This is a genomic window from Pedobacter terrae, assembly GCF_900100705.1.
GTDB lineage: Bacteria > Bacteroidota > Bacteroidia > Sphingobacteriales > Sphingobacteriaceae > Pedobacter > Pedobacter terrae.
Genome location: NZ_FNCH01000013.1, coordinates 13,351 through 30,495, shown reverse-complemented (window position 1 = coordinate 30,495; position 17,145 = coordinate 13,351). Strand labels below are relative to the sequence as shown.

The following is a 17,145-nucleotide window of genomic DNA, read 5'->3' as shown; positions in this document are numbered from 1 at the left end:
AAAAAGAGATTATAATCACCGAATTATATATAATTTAGTGATTTCCATTGCATCATAAATGAAATTTTTCAAATTCCTTTTCATCCTTCTGTCCCTTTCCTTTACACAAAGCTTTGCACAGAATAGGATTCAAAATATCGAAAAAGCTTTTAATAATTTTTTAAACGACGAACAAGCCAAGCACGCGATTGTTTCACTATGCGTTTTAGATGCCAATACGGGCAAAACATTATATGCAAAAAATGAACAGATAGGTTTGGCTACTGCTTCAACGTTAAAAACCATCACTGCTGCCACAGCATTTAGCATATTAGGAAAAGATTTTCGATACCAGACAACTTTGGCTTACACTGGCACAGTTACTTCCGATGGAATCTTAAAGGGAAATTTAATGATAATTGGAAACGGCGATCCAACTTTGGGCTCCTGGCGTTATCAGAATAAAGAAAATACTGTTTTAATGCAATGGGTTTCAGCTATCAAAGCGGCGGGCATAAAGAAAATTGAAGGCGCCATAATTGGCGATGATCGTATTTTTGGTACGCAAACTACGCCAGATGGTTGGGTTTGGCAGGATATTGGTAATTATTATGGCGCAGGGACTTCAGGCTTAGCCTGGCGGGAAAATCAGTTTGATATTCACCTCAGGCCTGGTAGCAGCATAGCTGGTGAGGTGAAAATTGTAAAAACCGTTCCGGCAACTCCGTATGTTCAAGTTGTAAATGAGCTGAGAACTGGCGCATCTGGTACCGGCGACAGAAGTTATGCCTTTCTCCCACCCTATAGCCATGTGGCTTACCTACGCGGAAGCTGGGGAATGGGGATTACTAAAACTGGTATTTCCGTTGCATTGCCAGATCCTGCATTTGATTGTGCATACCGTTTGTTGGATACGTTGAAAAGGCTGGGAATTTCTGCTAGCCAGCAGGCCACTACGGCGAGATTAATGACGTTGAACAATGAGGTCATTCCTTCGGTTACTCAAAAAATGAGCACCATTAGTTCGCCAAGTTTAAGCGAGATTACTTATTGGTTTTTAAAGAAAAGCATTAATTTATATGGCGAGTCACTTTTAAAAACCATTGCAATAAAATCAGGCAAAGAAGCCACAACGAGCAAAGGTGCAGAAACCGAGATCAACTTCTGGGCCGATAAGGGTATCGACAAAACGGCACTTAACATCATTGATGGCAGCGGACTTTCTCCGGGTGATAGGATCACAACATCTGCAATGGCCAATATACTTTTCCAGATTCAAAAAGAAAACTGGTTTCCTGATTATTATAAAGCTTTACCGGAATACAATGGCATGAAAATTAAAAGCGGAACCATAAATGATGTTTCGGCATTTGCAGGTTACCATACTGATGTTGCAGGTAACAGATATGTATTGGTGATCAATATTAATAACTATAGCGGAAACAGTATAAACAAAAAGTTGTTTAAGGTGTTAGATGAACTAAAATAACCCTTACTTATTAATATGACTTTTTTTGTAAAAAACCTGCAAACGGTTGATGGATTGATTTCGAACCTGTATAGAGATATTTCTATGGAAGAAATGACTAAGAAGATTACTGAGCTCTTTGAATTACAGGGCTACAAAGTAATTGATCAACAATTCGGGAATTTAATTTTAGAAAAAGGCAGTCGAATCAAAAGACTTTTACTGGGTGCATTTGCCACTTACTACAAATTCAGCGTAACCATGATGCCGGGAGAAGAAAACGGGCTTACAGTAAATGTTTTTCAGCAATCCAGCGGCATGTCGGGTGGTTTAATTGGGATGAACCAGATCAAAACAGAGCTTGCCAGGTTAAACTTTTTGTTCGCGAATATTTAAAAACATTCCGGTTCCTTGGTTTGTGTCCTCAAAGAACATTTGTAAAACTAATTATTTATTATTTACAATATCAAATTCATAAATGACCTGTGCGGACACAGACAACGGATAAAATTAACATTACTTCTTAAATAAATGGATTAATAATATCACATTAACCGATACTTCCCATCATGTCGTTACCCTGATCCGATAGCTATCGGATTTATTTTAGGGTCTATCTAGCAGAAAAGATGCTGAAATAAATTCAGCATGACGGTCACCATAGATAAACTTTCACTTCAAATACCTAAACCATTATCATTCAAATAATTCCTCCTATACAACAACCAGGCAGCAATCGTATTTACAGGAATTAACATTACGCCCAAGCCAAACATCATAACGATATAAAAAACAAAAAACAGGATAAAAACCCTGATCAAAAATCCTTTAATCTGTATCGCATTCAACAATAGCAAGCTTCTAAATAACAGCACTGCAGAAAAGGCAAACGCCGTTAACTCAAATGCAGTTAAAATGTTGTAACTGGTAAATAGCCAACAGATTTCAGGCAATAATAAAATGAAATAGTTTAAACCAAAGCTAAAAAACAGCTTCGTTTTTGTGAATGGAAAGCCTGGGAGGAAAGATAGGTAACGATCGTTAAAAATTTTTTCCTGATAAATGAGTACAACATGTGCCATAACGATGCACAAGGTAATCAGCATGAGCAACTTATCGTTATGTTTAAGGTCTGTAAAAACCAAAAATACACTCGAAATCAACCCCCATGAAAGCAACTTTGTGAGTACATAAGCCAACTTCGATTGATTAAAAACCTGAAAACTGTATAATAAAAAAATGGGCTTGTTCCATTTTCTGGCAATCCTAACCAACCAACTGGGTTTATTGGCTTCAATTAAACGGTTATTTTCATTTAAGCATATGTAGGCACAAACCACAATCAGGAGCAGCTGGAACAATAATATAACTGTAGATATAAGATAGAATCCAAATATAAATCCAATAATTATTGCATATAGTGTATAACTTAAAACAGGAATAAAAATGTATACCTGTACAGCAAACCAATTTTTAAACTGGTGTTTTTTGCTTGATGCATTAAAACTATAATAGAGAAACTCATGCTGGGGCAAAGCTAACTGACTTAAAACATACTTTAAGCTTTTATAAGCATATATCGAACTGGCTATCAGATAGAAGGTCATCATCAGTGGATTACTTACCAAACTGACCGAAAAGAAAAATTGCCAGAAATCGATTTGATCAGGCATTACCGTACCCAAAGTATTGATGAACAAACAATAACTGATCAACATGACAAAAACAAATACCAGCATGCCGGCATGGGTCCGGTAAAATCCATCAACAAATATCTTCCTTAAAGCAGTGTTAGAAAGCAAAAACATTAGAAATTCAGTTTTAATTCTTTATCCTCAATGTAAACCTGTTTTAATCCGGGCAACTTCAGCGCGTCTAACGGCTGATGCGATGATAATAAAAAACTGATTTTTTCATTCTGGTATTTTTCATTAATCCAACGGTATAATATTGCTAAAGATTCGATATCAATTGTATTTAAAGGTTCGTCCAGCAGGATTAACTTAGGTTTTCCTAAAAACGCCAAAACCAGAGATAACTTTTTTAACATCCCGCTAGAATACGATCCTAAGGGATGATGAATGTAAGGTTTCATACCCATTTCAGTAATTAAAGTCTCTTGCTGCCCGGTGATTGCGCTCTTTGCTTTGGCGAAAATGTTGATCATTTCTAATCCGGTTAAAAATTCAGGAAATAGCGGCTCGGCTTCGGCAAAATTCACAAGCCTCCGATAAGAAACGCCATGCGTTTTTAAGTAGACTTTACCAATTGCGATATCGCCTTTAAAAGACAATATTCCGGCTATTGCTTTTAACAGTGTACTTTTACCGGATCCATTGCTTCCTTTTAACCAAAAAATGCCTTCAGGAAGCATAATATTATTTATCTTTAAAACAAGATGATCGAGATAGGATTTTTCGAATTGACTGAAGTGTAACATAAAATCATTTCAGTTCTGACTTTATATTTATTAAAAAGTTACAGCCTGATCTCATCCCGACAAAATTTCAAACGAATGCAATTAATTTTACGCCCTTACCAAAAAAGTGATATTGAAAATTTGGTTAAACATGCCAATAACTTTAACATTTCCAAATACCTGACCAATAAATTCCCTTTCCCATATGAAAAAAAAGATGGTGAGGCTTTTATTCAATTGGCTTCGAGTCACGATCCTCTACAGATCAAAGCCATTGTATTAAACGATGAAGTCATTGGCTCTATAGGCGTGCATCAACTGGCAGACATTTACAGCAAAAGTGCAGAAATGGGATATTGGATTGGGGAAGAACATTGGGGTAAAGGCATCGTTGCGCTTGCGATAAAAGAAATGCTACAATATGGTTTCAAAACATTTGAGATCGACAGAATTTTCGCGAGGACTACCCATACCAACCTGGCTTCCCAAAGGGTTTTACAGAAATCTGGTTTTATTTTCGAAGCGGAATTAAAGGGTACTATTTTTAAAAATAATGAATATTTTGATGAGCTGATTTTTGGTTTCAGAAAAAACCAACTGATTTAGCGCTAATATTAAACTTTTGTTAAACCCAGCGCTTATTGCGTAAATTCGCAAAAAGCAAAAACAACAAAATAATGAAATTATCAATCAAATCATTAATGCTATCTGTTGCACTTTTAGGTGCCGCAAATTTCGCCAACGCCCAGGAAGTTAAATTCCCACAATCAAGCAGTGGCCAAACCTTAATCCAGGATTTTGGATTGGGCAAAATCACCTTAACGTACTCACGTCCGAATGTAAAAGGCCGGAAAATTTTTGGTGGCATGGAACCAATGGGTGCCGTTTGGAGAAATGGTGCAAACGCAGCTACCCGGATTAAATTTACCGATGATGTTAAAATTGAAGGTAAAGATTTACCAGCAGGAGAATATGGTTTATTCAGCATTCCCGGCAAAACAGAGTGGACGGTTATCTTCAATAAAATTGCCAATCAGTGGGGTGCATACGAATATAAAGAAAGTGATGATGTTTTGCGTGTAAAGGTAAAAACGATCGCTTTAAAGGATAAAGTAGAAACTTTAACCATGCAATTCTCGGCTGTTGGCGAAACTTTGGCAACTTTAAATATGATGTGGGAGAACAGTGCATATGCCCTTAATATTACTACATCTATTGATGAAAAAGTAATGGCCAATATTGCTGAAGCGATGAAGGGTGAAAAGAAACCCTATTTTGCAGCTGCACAATATTACTTTCAACATGGGAAAGATTTAAAACAAGCTTTAACATGGGTGACAGAAGCAGAAAAATCAGATCCTAAAGCGCCTTGGTTTAAGTTATGGAAAGGCCGTATCCAATTAAAAATGGGCGACAAAGCAGGTGCAGCAGTTACAGCGCAGCAAGGCATTGATGCTGCGAAAGCTCAAAAGGTTGATGAATATGTACGCCTGAATTCAGAACTTTTGGCTGAAGCTAAAAAATAAGAGTATTCTATTTCGGTCGGTGAGACACCGGCCGATAGATGAAACTAACCCCACGATGTCGTCATTTCGAGCGGAGTGCAACGCAGCCGGGAATCACGATTGTTCAGCGAGCTAAATCTGCCTGGATAGATCTCTCCATTCCACTGCGTTCCAGTCGAGATGACGGCATCTTCAGACATGGTCCCTTTAACTACCTAACCTAAGTAATTTAAACCCGATTTTAAGTTATGGAAAGGCCGTATCCAATTAAAACTGGGCGACAAAGCAGGTGCAGCAGTTACAGCGCAGCAAGGCATTGATGCCGCGAAAGCTCAAAAGGTTGATGAATATGTACGCCTGAATTCAGAACTTTTGGCTGAAGCTAAAAAATAAGAATATTCTATTTCGGGCGGTGAGACACCGGCCGATAGATGAAACTAACCCCACGATGTCGTCATTTCGAGCGGAGTGCAACGCAGCCGGGAACCACGATTGTTCAGCGAGCTAAATCTGCCTGGATAGATCTCTCCATTCCACTGCGTTCCAGTCGAGATGACGGCATCCGCAGACATGGTCCCTTTAATTACCTAACCTAAGTAATTTAAACCCGATTTTAAGTTATGGAAAGGCCGTATCCAATTAAAAATGGGCGACAAAGCAAGTGCAGCAGTTCAGCGCAGCAAGGCATTGATGCCGCGAAAGCTCAAAAGGTTGATGAATATGTACGCCTGAATTCAGAACTTTTCGCTGAAGCTAAAAAATAAGAATATTCTATTTCGGTCGGTGAGACACCGGCCGATAGATGAAACTAACCCCACGATGTCGTCATTTCGAGCGGAGTGCAACGCAGCCGGGAACCACGATTGTTCAGCGAGCTAAATCTGCCTGGATAGATCTCTCCATTCCACTGCGTTCCAGTCGAGATCACGGCATCTTCAGACATGGTCCCTTTAAATTACCTAACCTAAGTAATTTAAACCCGATTGCAATGAAAAGCCCGCAATCCCGATTTTTCATCGGGAGAGGACTTGTAATGGAAAGCGGGGCCAACCCCAGCCCAAGTAATACTGCAATTGCTTTTCAAAAAAGTATGATGGTCCATCCTGATCAGATCATGAGTTTAGCGATCGATATTAACTTAAAATTAACCATCTATTAACTCAAACAACTATCGTAACATTAAGCCCCAAAACGCTTTATTTATTTAAAAATTATACTAACTTTGATGTTGGGCTTAGTAATTGTACTTTGTACACTAAGCAGGTTAAGAAATCAATAAAAAATTAAAATAAAAATGAGCATAATAGTTAATGTCCATGCGAGACAAATCCTCGATTCAAGAGGAAATCCAACAGTAGAAGTAGAAGTAGTAACAGAGGCAGGTGCATTTGGCCGTGCTGCAGTACCAAGTGGTGCATCTACCGGACAATATGAAGCTGTTGAATTACGCGATGGAGATAAATCTACATATTTAGGAAAAGGCGTTTTAAAAGCAGTAGAAAATGTAAATACCAAAATTGCTGATGCATTAAGAGGTATTGATGTTTTTGAACAAAACGCAATTGACAAACTTATGTTAGAACTTGATGGTACCGAAAACAAAGGTAACTTAGGCGCTAATGCTATTTTAGGTGTTTCTTTGGCTGTTGCAAAAGCTGCTGCTGACGAAATTGGCCAGCCGTTATACCGTTACATTGGCGGTGTTAATGCAAATACTTTACCTATCCCAATGATGAACATCATCAACGGCGGTTCTCACTCTGATGCCCCTATCGCATTCCAGGAGTTTATGATTATGCCAGTTGGTGCGCCTTCTTTCTCTGAGGCTTTACGTTGGGGAACTGAAGTTTTCCATAGCTTGAAAAAAATTCTTCATGATAGAGGTTTATCTACTGCGGTAGGTGATGAAGGTGGTTTTGCACCAACTTTTGATGGTACTGAAGATGCAATCGAAACCGTATTAAAAGCGATTGAAACTGCTGGTTACCAACCAGGTTCACAGATCTGTTTGGCTTTAGATTGTGCTTCATCTGAGTTTTACAAAGATGGTAAATATGATTATACCAAATTTGAAGGTGCTACCGGTGTAATTCGTTCCAGCGAAGAGCAGGCACAGTACTTAGCAGATTTATCAGCTAAATATCCGATCATTTCTATTGAAGATGGTATGGACGAAAACGACTGGACTGGCTGGAAAAGCTTAACCGATAAAATTGGTGACCATGTTCAATTGGTTGGTGATGATTTATTTGTAACTAATGTTACGCGTTTACAACGTGGTATAGACGAAGATACAGCTAACTCGATCTTAGTAAAAGTAAATCAGATTGGTTCGTTAACTGAAACCATTAATGCCGTTACTTTAGCGCAAAACAGTGGTTATACTTCGGTAATGAGTCACCGTTCTGGCGAAACTGAAGATGTTACGATTGCCGATTTAGCTGTAGCATTAAACTGCGGACAGATTAAAACCGGTTCTGCATCACGTTCAGACAGGATTGCAAAATACAATCAATTATTACGTATTGAAGAAGAATTGGGTGAAAATGCACGTTTCATCGGTTCGAAATTCAAATACGCGAAAAAATAATCCTTATGATGAGTGTCATTCTGAGCTTGTTGAAGAACTTTTCGATAGGTGTTTCGATGCGGTCAACATGACAATCCAATTTGTTAACAAGTTGAAAAATTGAGTTGCGAAACATCCGGAGATTTTAAATCTTCGGATGTTTTTATTTTAATACTATATTTGTGCAGCGTTATGTGAATATCCCAAATCACATATCTCAATAATCATATCTCGAACTATGAAACGTTTAATAGATCTTTTCCGCAATAAATATTTCCTCGCAACGGTCGCTTTTGCGATGTGGATGCTATTTTTCGACAAAAACGATATGATGTCGCAATACGAATACCGCAGTCAGGCCAATAAACTGCAGGAAGAGAAAGAATATTTCGAGAAAGAAACCGCTCAGGTTAAAAAAGATTTAAACGAGCTGAATACCAATCTGAATACCGCTGAAAAATTTGCCCGCGAAAAATATTTCATGAAAAAAGACAATGAAGATGTTTTTGTGATCATTCAGGAAGAAAAGAAAGATTAGTCTTCAGTTGGCAGTATTCAGTTGGCAGTATTCGGTTGGCAGTTCAACTATTAAAGAATTTGCCGAACAGTTAACCAGTTCAAACCGTTAAACACTAGAATGCTCCACATCCTCTACATTATTGCCATAACAGCTGAGGCCATGACCGCCGCACTCTCTGCCGGCAGAAGAGATATGGATTGGGTTGGTGTTTGCATCATTGCCTGGGTTACAGCCTTAGGTGGTGGAACGGTTAGAAATGTATTATTTGGCCATTACCCCATGAGTTGGGTAGAACATCCAGAATATTTAGTGATTACCGCGGTAGCCGCCTTATTGGCTGCATTTATCGCCTCCATCATGACCAAGCTCAAAAAGCTTTTTCTTTATCTTGATGCGCTGGGTTTAGTGGTATTTACCATTATTGGTTGTCAGGTAGGCCAACAGATGCATTTGCCTTATTTAATTGTACTTTTTAGCGGAATGATTACCGGTTGTGCAGGTGGCGTACTCCGTGATGTATTGTGCAATGAGGTACCATTTCTTTTTAGAAAAGAAATTTATGCCAGTGCTGCGATAGTTACGGGCGCGGTTTATATCGGGATTGAACATTTTCACGGTTCCGAAATGCTTGCAACGGTTCTGGCTGCCATAATAGGCCTAACATTGAGACTGCTTTCCATCCGTTTCGAATGGCATATGCCAAAGTTTGTTTACCGGGATGAATGGCACTAACTTAGTTGGGAGTTTTCAGTTCGGAGTTCTGAGCTTCCAAACTTAAAGCTCCCTATTCCTTTTTCCGTGGTGTCAGATGTTACCATCTGACACTATCAAAGTTAAACACCTTTAATTATTCACAAGAAGATATCTATCAGTCAGATGGTAACAGCTAATTGCACATCTACTGCTCAAAACTATCAATCAAAAATATCCCTATAATCAGTTAATTTAATAAAATCATTTTTAATACCAAGATAAAACGCAGTACTGCTATAATTGTAATCTTCAGGGTACTCACTTAAACTCCAGTGAGATTGCAAAGGATTTTGATGAATATATTCCAATTTAATTTCTAGAAGCTCTCTATTACCGATCCAAACATCATCAAATCTATCGTTCCAAACCTTAAATACTTGCTTCCCATGCTCAACTCTGATGTAATTGATTAAGAAGTTTCCGGTAGCTTCAAGATATTTACGTACTTCAAATGCACAAAACTTTTTAAGATCACGCATCGTTTCAGATAATTTATTTTCCTCATTGAAGTAAAATAAAGCGTGAAGGTGATTGGGCATAATCACATAACCAAGAATTGAAATTTTATATTTAACTGCAACGAAATTCAGACTATTAGCAACTATTAATTTACAAAAATCATCTTCAAGTACCTTTATATGCTTATAGCAGCTTGTTGTAACAAAAAAACATTTTTTCTCCCGAAATGAATTTCTGTTTCTTAATCCCATAACAATTGTTTTCGGTGTTAAGTATTACCTCCTAAGGTTTTCGAAGTGATTTGAATATAATAATTTTATGTATTCATTCCAAAATAATTAGTACTGAGTCAGATGGTAACATCTGACTGCACACAAAAATCACCATTCCCAACTCCCAACTTAAAGCTCCCCGTTTCTTTTCCTTAAAAACCACTCTGTCCCAAGCAAGATCATAATTAAGCCAAACAACCATTTCATATTAATCAGCTCATCGTATTTGCGGTCTTCATAGCTGATGGTTTTGATGTTTTCGTTTTTCAGGATTTCATCCGCTATTTTAAGCAGGTTTTCGGGCATAAATAACTTACCATTACTTTGTTTAGACATGGTGTTTAAAAGTTGATGATTGGCTGTTGTTTGCTGATATTCTGCAATGAGCGCATTTACATAAAAACTTCCTGAAGCAGTAAATTTCTTTCCTCCTAATTCGGTATTGGCTACATACGAATAATTACCTGCAGGCATTGTTCCGGCATCTAACTGATAGCCATTTTCAGTTTTAGAGAAGATGTAGTTAAACACTTTTCCAGCTTCATTTTTAACCTGCAGATTCACCTCAGGTTCATTAACTGCCTGATAACTGTCGTTATAAAGTGTTGCATTAAACTGGATGCTTTCATTTTCGTCATAGCCCGCTTTAGCTGTAAACACTTTAAACCTGCGTTTATCATCTTTAACCGAAAGGTATTGTACGGTTTTTGAAATCAAATCGTTTAAAACAGATTGTGGCGCTTCATTTTCAGCCTCCGAAAGTTTCCATCGCCATAACCCCTCTCCCATTAAATAACCAGTTTTTAAGCCGTTTTCGTTTACAAAAAACAGCAATGGTTGCTGCGTACTCACTTTACCAATGCGTTGATTAAACACCGGAGTTGCTCCGGCATTCACCGTTAACCTGCCAAAAGGACTAAGCAAGGGATCGAAAGATAAAACTTGCTTTTTATCAGTATCGGTCAGGTTAAAACTGGTAAAACCATTGGCAAAATCGGCATATATTTCCTGAACAGAACCATTGGCAGAACTCAAATTAACTTGATTTTGGATCTGATTAAAAGCATTTACATTGCTCTGCGCCCCCAAAATGTACCAGACCGGTTTCTTTAATGCGGTTAATTTCTTTAAAAAGACTGAAGAGATATTCTGCACGTCGGGCAACTGATACAAAACAATTAAATCGAATTTAGACGGATCTGTCGCGTTTAAATCATCAGCAAGGGCAAGTTTAGCTTCGTAATGTTTATTAAGCGAAATAGCCTCCTTTAAAACGCCCAGATCGGGATGGGGTGCAGCAGCAGCGAGCAATACTTTCTGTCTGCCATCAATAACTTCTACATAAAAGGTTTGAACATTATTTCTGGTCGTAATTTCATTTTGTAAAGCCGCCAATTGAATGGTATATTTCTGAACACCTATTTTACCCGCATGGAGCTTAACCGGGATCGTTTTATTGAACGTGCTTCCATTAATTGATACATGTTGCTGTTCGATCTTCGTACCATTTTGGCTGACCGTTAACGAAGTACTTTCACCATCGCTTTGAAAGGCCTGGACCTGAACTTCGACCGTAAAATCATCATCCAGGTATACAATATTATTGTAATTCACATTCGAGATCAGCACATCGCGTTTGGGAATACTATCACCTAGGGCAATGGCATAAATTGGCGCATTAATCTGATTGACACTATATAAGGGGTTGCCGCCATGATTAAAAATCCCGTCGGTAGCTAAAACGATTGCTCCAACATTGCGGTTGGTATATTCATCTCTAATTTTCTGAAAAAATGCCGAGGCATCTGTTGATTTTCCCTGATTTTTAAAGTCGAAACCGTCAGCAACCTGATCTCCAAAATGAAGCACTTTTACCTCGTATTTGCCTGCGAGTTTATCCCGTAATTTTTCAAGGTTTTGTTCGTATCGTTTTTGGTCGAAACCAGCTGCTTTTACCTGGCCAACTGATAGCGAATTATCCTGTCCGATGATAATTACAGGCTTATCAAAAGTATAATTTAAGGTTTTAATAAGTGGTGCAAATAAGAGCCATGCGATGGTGGTAACCACTACAATCCGCAGTGCAGCTAAACCATATTGAAGTTTTTTATCTAAATTTTTATTACCACGATAAAGCAACCAGCCATACAGCATACCCAACGCCAGGCAACTCAGAAAAGACAAAATAGAAACACCCGAAAAAAAACCAGCCATAATTCATAAAGATGGTAATTTTGATGAAATTTTCAAGGTTGTTAATCATAAAGAATTATGCTAAGCTAAAACACCATTCGTTTAACCACCGAGTGCGCTGAGTTTTACACTGAGGATCATGGAGTATCTAAACCTTTTTAAGCACCCGACTCTGTGTGCTTCGCGTCTTTTCTCTGTGACCTTTGTGGTAAAAAAGAGAACGCTATACGCTCTGTGGTTAATTACCTATCTTTAAACCAAATTGATCTTTATGAAATTAGTCTTTTTAACGCTACTGCTATTTCTAAGCTTTATGGTCAATGCCCAAAATAATTTCAAAGCCACTCAAATCAAATTTGAAAGAGTAGAAAAAGCTTACAGCGAAAAGTGGGAAACATTGCGGAAATTTATCCAGGCTGACGGCTTTGGCAACCAATTTTCAATGGTAATTAACGCTTACAAGAGTGAAGGTAAGTTGGAAGTTTGGCTAAAGTCTAATAGTGATAAAAGCTATAAATTGTTCCGTACTTACGATTTTTGTGCACATTCAGGTAAATTAGGGCCAAAAGTAATGGAAGGCGATGGACAAACACCGGAAGGTTTTTATTACATCAATGTTTTCAACCCCATGAGCAATTTTCATTTATCGCTTGGTGTAAATTATCCCAACACGATAGATTATGCCCGAACCGGAAAAAATAGAAAACCCGGAAGTGATATTTACATCCATGGCAATTGTGTAACCGTAGGTTGTATTCCTTTAACGGACGAAAAAATTAAAGAAGTCTATGTTTTGGGTGTTGAAGCCAGGAATACAGGCCAGGAAAGGATTCCCGTTAACATTTATCCTTTCAAAATGACCGATGGGAATATGAAAAAATACGTTGCTCGATTCCCTGCGCAGGCAAATTTCTGGAAATCTTTACAAGCCGCATATTTATCCTTTGAGAAGAATAAAACGCAACCGAACGTTAGTGAGGTAAAAGGAAAATATGTTGTGAAATAGGTTGGAAAGTTAAAAGGTTGAAAAATTGCAAACAAGGTAAAAGCTAAAAGGCGTAAGGTTTAGGGTTAGCCCCACCTTACGCCTTTAATATTCTATAGCTTGTTGAAAGAAACCTCCTACCTTAAGCCTTCTGCCTTAAACCTCCCTAGAGCATCCCGCCGCAAACAGACAATGTTTGTCCGGTTACGTAAGCGCTCATATCAGAAGCTAAAAACACGCATACATTGGCAATATCTTCCGTTTCGCCGGCGCGTTTTAATGGAATATCTTTTTCCCAGCCTTCAACTACTTTCGGATCAAGAATATCTGTCATTTCGGTACGGATGAACCCTGGTGCAACCACATTGGCGCGAATATTTCTCGAACCCAATTCTTTCGCGATTGATTTGGTAAAACCGATGATACCTGCTTTAGAAGCTGCATAATTGGCCTGACCAGCATTACCTGTAGTACCTACAATGGAACCCATATTGATAAAAACACCTTTACGGGCTTTCATCATTATTTTAGAAGCTGCTTTGGTTACGTTAAAGATCGATTTTAAGTTGACATTGATTACATCATCCCAGTTTTCCTCGCTCATACGCATCAATAAACCATCTTTGGTAATACCGGCATTATTTACCACAATATCAATAGCACCAAACTCAGCTACGATATCATTAATCAACTGTTCTGCTTCAGCAAATTTCGAAGCATCAGAACGATAACCTTTAACTTTGGTACCAAAGCTTTGTAATTCCTGCTCTAAAGCTTCGCCTTTTTCTACTGATGATAAATAGGTAAAAGCTACGTTAGCGCCCTGCTCGGCAAATTTCTCCGCTATTTTACGACCGATTCCTTTTGATGCGCCGGTAATTAATGCTGTTTTTCCTTCTAGTAATTTCATTTGTTATCTTATTGTTTGTCAGTCTGAGCCTGTCGAAGACCGAACGTGTTATTTATTTTTATAGTTTGAATGCAAACTACCAACTGTTAACTGAAAACTTAAACCGCTGGTTCCTGCTGACTTAAACAATGAAAACTGCCCAATCCCCAAATAATATCGACTGAATTAATTCCGATCACTTTGCGATCAGGGAAACAGCCCTGGATAATATCTAAAGCTTTTTGGTCGTTTACATCATCAAAAACCGGAACAATTACCGCTGCATTGGCAATGTAAAAATTCGCATAAGATGCAGGCAAACGTGTATCATCGTAAATTACTGGTGATGGCATCGGCAGTTCTACAATATTTAACGAGCGACCATCTTTCAGCTTCATAGCTTTTAATATCTCAAGATTCTCTTGTAACAAGATATAATTTTCATCCATAGGATTACTTTCTACAACCGTTAAAACAGTATCCTCATTTACAAAACGGGTAATATCATCAATGTGACCATCGGTATCATCACCTACAATTCCATCGCCCAACCATAACACTTGGTCCTGTCCGTAATATTCGAGTAAATATTGCTCAATCTGTTCTTTTGTTAAATGTGGATTGCGGTTCTCGTTTAACAAACAGGCTGTAGTGGTTAAAACCGTTCCGGCGCCATTAAATTCTACTGAACCACCTTCCATTACAATATCGGGATTGAACAATGGTAAATTAAAATGTTTCGCAATTTTGGTAGGCACAACATCATCCAGGTCAAACGGTGGATATTTACCGCCCCAGGCATTGTAACCCCAATCTATCACTGCTTTTTCGTTCCCTTTAACCACAAATGCCGGTCCATGATCACGGCACCAGGCATCATTAGTTTCGTTGAAATAAAATTCAATCTGCGTTAAATCGGCAGCTACTTTTTGAAGTTCGGCAATGGCAAAAGTTTTCATTTCTTCGTCTTTTACATTAATCCGTACCTTTTCACCTTCGGCAACAGCTTTAATAAACTGACAGTAAGGCTCATAAATCGTTTCGATCTTACCCGGCCAACTGGCTTCTTTGTGCGGCCAACTTAACCAGGTAGCCTCATGTTTAGCCCATTCAGCGGGGAAAGCATAACCTTGCTGCTTCGGCGAATAATCGAATTGATTGATATTTAAATCTTTTCTTGGCGGAAAGTTTGACATATTTTTTAGTCCGAAGTCGGATGTCCGAAGTCCGGTGATTTAGTGTTAATAAAGTCCGAAAGTCGGATGTCCGAGATACGGTGATTTAGTGTTAGTAAAGTCCGAAAGTCGGATGTCCGAAGTCCGGTGATTTAGTGTTAATAAAGTCCGAAAGTCGGATGTCCGAGGTCGGGTGAATTAGTGTTAATAAAGTCCGAATATATGCTATTCCGATTTTTTGAACGCAGATTCATTCAATTTAGCGATTTGATTAAGGCCGAAATCATGATCAAAACTTCTTCACATGCCTGATAATGTTTTCGAAAGATTTCTTCAGTAATATATCCTCTCCTGAGAGCTAAGTGTAAACAATTGACCACCTCTATATCTGATCTTAACGCATAACCCAGAAACTTTTTAAATTCTGGATTGCTTTGTCCTGTGCTCCCTTCTGCTATGTTCATAGAAATGGAATCTGCTGCCCGTTTCGCTTGCGATGTTAGCACATAAACCTCTTCTTTTGGGAAAAATTTTGTCATTTTATCTATCTCATCTGCAAGGTCTAAAGCTTTTTGCCAGACTTTAAGTTTCTCAAATTTAAATGCCATTTTTTCAAAAGTTAAAGTTCGAAAATCAAGTATTTCTGATATAATTTATATATACAAATTACAACTTCTTAAAATTCAATCCAAACCTTTGTCATTTGAATTTACACGCCTGGACTTCAGACTTCGGTCTCCTGACCTCCGACCTACTTAATCCCCATCAATATATCTTTTCGTAATCGGCTGGTAAGAGTCAATTCTTCTATCTCTTAAAAATGGCCAGTGTTTACGCATAAAATCGCTTTGATCCAGATCCAATTCTACCACTTCAGTTTCTTCCTGATCATGGGATGCCAGATAAAGTAATTTACCCTGAGCATTTGTAGCAAAACTGCCACCCCAAAATTTCATTGCACCATCCTGTTCAAAACCAACACGGTTTACACTCACCACCGGAACGCCATTGGCTACCGAATGCGAGCGCTGAATCGTTTGCCAAGCATTGTATTGGTCTTGGTTAGTCTCTTCGTCCTGGTCTGTTGCCCATCCTATTGCTGTTGGATAGAACATGATATCAGCACCCATTAAGGCCGTAATACGAGAAGCTTCAGGATACCATTGATCCCAACAGATCAGGATACCGATCTTTGCAAATTTGGTTTCGAAGACCTTGTAACCTAGATCGCCTGGGGTAAAATAGAATTTTTCGTAGAAAGCGGGATCATCAGGAATATGCATTTTACGGTATTTACCTAAATAAGAACCGTCTGCATCTAAAACAGCTGTGGTATTGTGGTACAAACCTTCAGCACGTTTTTCAAACAAAGAAGCAATAATTACCACACCCAATTCTTTAGCCACCACCTGCAAAGCATCCGTAGAAGGACCAGGAATAGCTTCAGCTAAATCGAAATTGTCGTAATCTTCAACATCGCAGAAATACAGGGAAGTAAAAAGCTCCTGCAAACATACAATCTGCGCACCTTTTGCAGCTGCTTCTCTTACTTTCGCGATCGCTTTATCTAAATTTTCTTGTTTATCTTTAGTACAGCTCATCTGCACCAAGCCAACATTTACTTTCTTCATTTTTTAAAATTATTGGATGATAGAATGATAAAATGAGTGATTTGTATATCATTTAATCATTCAAAATTCATTCATTCAAAATTAGGTTGCAAAGTTACTATTTTGTTTAAAAGTAGAACGGCATAATTATGTAATTGTTTTCTATTTTTAGGAAAAGCAAAAGCAACATTTCAAACGTTTGTCAGTCGGGCTATCCATTATAGCTCCGATGAAACCTGTGAAAAAACCAAGCACGCTATAAAACAACAAAGATAAGTGCTTAAATCGGAGGCTGCCATTTCTATCCCGTTTAGATAGCATGTTTATTGCAATTATTAACGTTAACCCA

The 17,145-nt window shown here is 38.2% G+C and carries 18 protein-coding genes; 10 read left to right on the top strand and 8 right to left on the bottom strand.

Annotation, left to right across the window (positions count from 1 at the left end):
• Positions 1 to 58: 58 nt before the first annotated feature.
• Both dacB and BLR60_RS16280 read left to right on the top strand, forming a co-directional pair.
• The gene (gene dacB, locus BLR60_RS16285; protein WP_090501703.1) at positions 59 to 1,468 is read left to right on the top strand and encodes a D-alanyl-D-alanine carboxypeptidase/D-alanyl-D-alanine endopeptidase; all 1,410 of its coding nucleotides are present in this window, start codon (positions 59 to 61) and stop codon (positions 1,466 to 1,468) included.
• Positions 1,469 to 1,483: 15 nt separating this feature from the next.
• Complete coding sequence (locus tag BLR60_RS16280; protein WP_090501701.1) at positions 1,484 to 1,843, top strand: hypothetical protein; 360 nt, start codon at positions 1,484 to 1,486, stop codon at positions 1,841 to 1,843.
• 281 nt (positions 1,844 to 2,124) lie between these two features.
• Here BLR60_RS16280 and BLR60_RS16275 read toward each other — a convergent pair whose 3' ends face one another.
• Positions 2,125 to 3,255, bottom strand: a complete 1,131-nt coding sequence (locus BLR60_RS16275; protein WP_090501699.1) for a hypothetical protein — start codon at positions 3,253 to 3,255, stop codon at positions 2,125 to 2,127.
• The gene (locus BLR60_RS16270; RefSeq protein WP_090501696.1) at positions 3,255 to 3,887 is read right to left on the bottom strand and encodes an ABC transporter ATP-binding protein; all 633 of its coding nucleotides are present in this window, start codon (positions 3,885 to 3,887) and stop codon (positions 3,255 to 3,257) included. The genes BLR60_RS16275 and BLR60_RS16270 overlap by 1 nt, the downstream gene beginning before the upstream one ends.
• 75 nt (positions 3,888 to 3,962) lie before the next feature.
• Between BLR60_RS16270 and BLR60_RS16265 the strand changes: the two genes are divergently transcribed.
• The 7 genes from BLR60_RS16265 (at position 3,963) to BLR60_RS16245 (ending at position 9,192) form a co-directional block, all read left to right on the top strand.
• The gene (locus BLR60_RS16265) at positions 3,963 to 4,472 is read left to right on the top strand and encodes a GNAT family N-acetyltransferase (RefSeq protein ID WP_090501694.1); all 510 of its coding nucleotides are present in this window, start codon (positions 3,963 to 3,965) and stop codon (positions 4,470 to 4,472) included.
• A 71-nt stretch (positions 4,473 to 4,543) separates the two neighbouring features.
• Positions 4,544 to 5,392, top strand: coding sequence for a DUF2911 domain-containing protein (locus tag BLR60_RS16260; protein WP_090501876.1), 849 nt, complete (start codon positions 4,544 to 4,546; stop codon positions 5,390 to 5,392).
• 599 nt (positions 5,393 to 5,991) lie between these two features.
• Entirely contained in the window at positions 5,992 to 6,135 is a 144-nt protein-coding gene (locus BLR60_RS24910; RefSeq protein ID WP_167354766.1) for a hypothetical protein, read from the top strand.
• A 224-nt stretch (positions 6,136 to 6,359) separates the two neighbouring features.
• A complete protein-coding gene (locus tag BLR60_RS24905) occupies positions 6,360 to 6,530 on the top strand; it encodes a hypothetical protein (protein ID WP_167354765.1) in 171 nt (56 codons plus the stop codon).
• Between the two features lie 135 nt (positions 6,531 to 6,665).
• Positions 6,666 to 7,961: a phosphopyruvate hydratase gene (eno, locus tag BLR60_RS16255; protein ID WP_090501692.1), complete on the top strand. Its 1,296-nt coding sequence runs from the start codon at positions 6,666 to 6,668 to the stop codon at positions 7,959 to 7,961.
• A gap of 217 nt (positions 7,962 to 8,178) precedes the next feature.
• Positions 8,179 to 8,478, top strand: coding sequence for an FtsB family cell division protein (locus BLR60_RS16250; protein WP_025145767.1), 300 nt, complete (start codon positions 8,179 to 8,181; stop codon positions 8,476 to 8,478).
• A 99-nt stretch (positions 8,479 to 8,577) separates the two neighbouring features.
• Positions 8,578 to 9,192 carry a trimeric intracellular cation channel family protein gene (locus tag BLR60_RS16245; RefSeq protein ID WP_090501690.1) on the top strand — a complete coding sequence of 205 codons (615 nt, stop codon included), beginning with the start codon at positions 8,578 to 8,580 and terminating at the stop codon, positions 9,190 to 9,192.
• A gap of 182 nt (positions 9,193 to 9,374) precedes the next feature.
• On the opposite strand, the gene BLR60_RS16240 is transcribed toward BLR60_RS16245, so the two are convergent.
• Positions 9,375 to 9,923, bottom strand: coding sequence for an REP-associated tyrosine transposase (locus BLR60_RS16240; protein WP_090501688.1), 549 nt, complete (start codon positions 9,921 to 9,923; stop codon positions 9,375 to 9,377).
• A gap of 150 nt (positions 9,924 to 10,073) precedes the next feature.
• The gene (locus tag BLR60_RS16235; RefSeq protein ID WP_090501686.1) at positions 10,074 to 12,158 is read right to left on the bottom strand and encodes a hypothetical protein; all 2,085 of its coding nucleotides are present in this window, start codon (positions 12,156 to 12,158) and stop codon (positions 10,074 to 10,076) included.
• Positions 12,159 to 12,408: 250 nt separating this feature from the next.
• Here BLR60_RS16235 and BLR60_RS16230 point away from each other — a divergent pair, with 250 nt between their 5' ends.
• Positions 12,409 to 13,143 (top strand): L,D-transpeptidase family protein, encoded by a 735-nt coding sequence (locus BLR60_RS16230; protein ID WP_090501685.1) that lies wholly within the window; start codon positions 12,409 to 12,411, stop codon positions 13,141 to 13,143.
• Positions 13,144 to 13,288: 145 nt separating this feature from the next.
• Here BLR60_RS16230 and fabG read toward each other — a convergent pair whose 3' ends face one another.
• From fabG to BLR60_RS16210, 4 genes are all read right to left on the bottom strand, one after another.
• A complete protein-coding gene (gene fabG / locus BLR60_RS16225; RefSeq protein WP_090501683.1) occupies positions 13,289 to 14,032 on the bottom strand; it encodes a 3-oxoacyl-[acyl-carrier-protein] reductase in 744 nt (247 codons plus the stop codon).
• Between the two features lie 98 nt (positions 14,033 to 14,130).
• A complete protein-coding gene (locus tag BLR60_RS16220) occupies positions 14,131 to 15,207 on the bottom strand; it encodes an agmatine deiminase family protein (RefSeq protein ID WP_090501681.1) in 1,077 nt (358 codons plus the stop codon).
• A gap of 233 nt (positions 15,208 to 15,440) precedes the next feature.
• A complete protein-coding gene (locus tag BLR60_RS16215) occupies positions 15,441 to 15,794 on the bottom strand; it encodes a four helix bundle protein (protein WP_090501679.1) in 354 nt (117 codons plus the stop codon).
• A gap of 147 nt (positions 15,795 to 15,941) precedes the next feature.
• Entirely contained in the window at positions 15,942 to 16,817 is an 876-nt protein-coding gene (locus tag BLR60_RS16210) for a carbon-nitrogen hydrolase (RefSeq protein ID WP_090501677.1), read from the bottom strand.
• Positions 16,818 to 17,145: the final 328 nt, after the last annotated feature.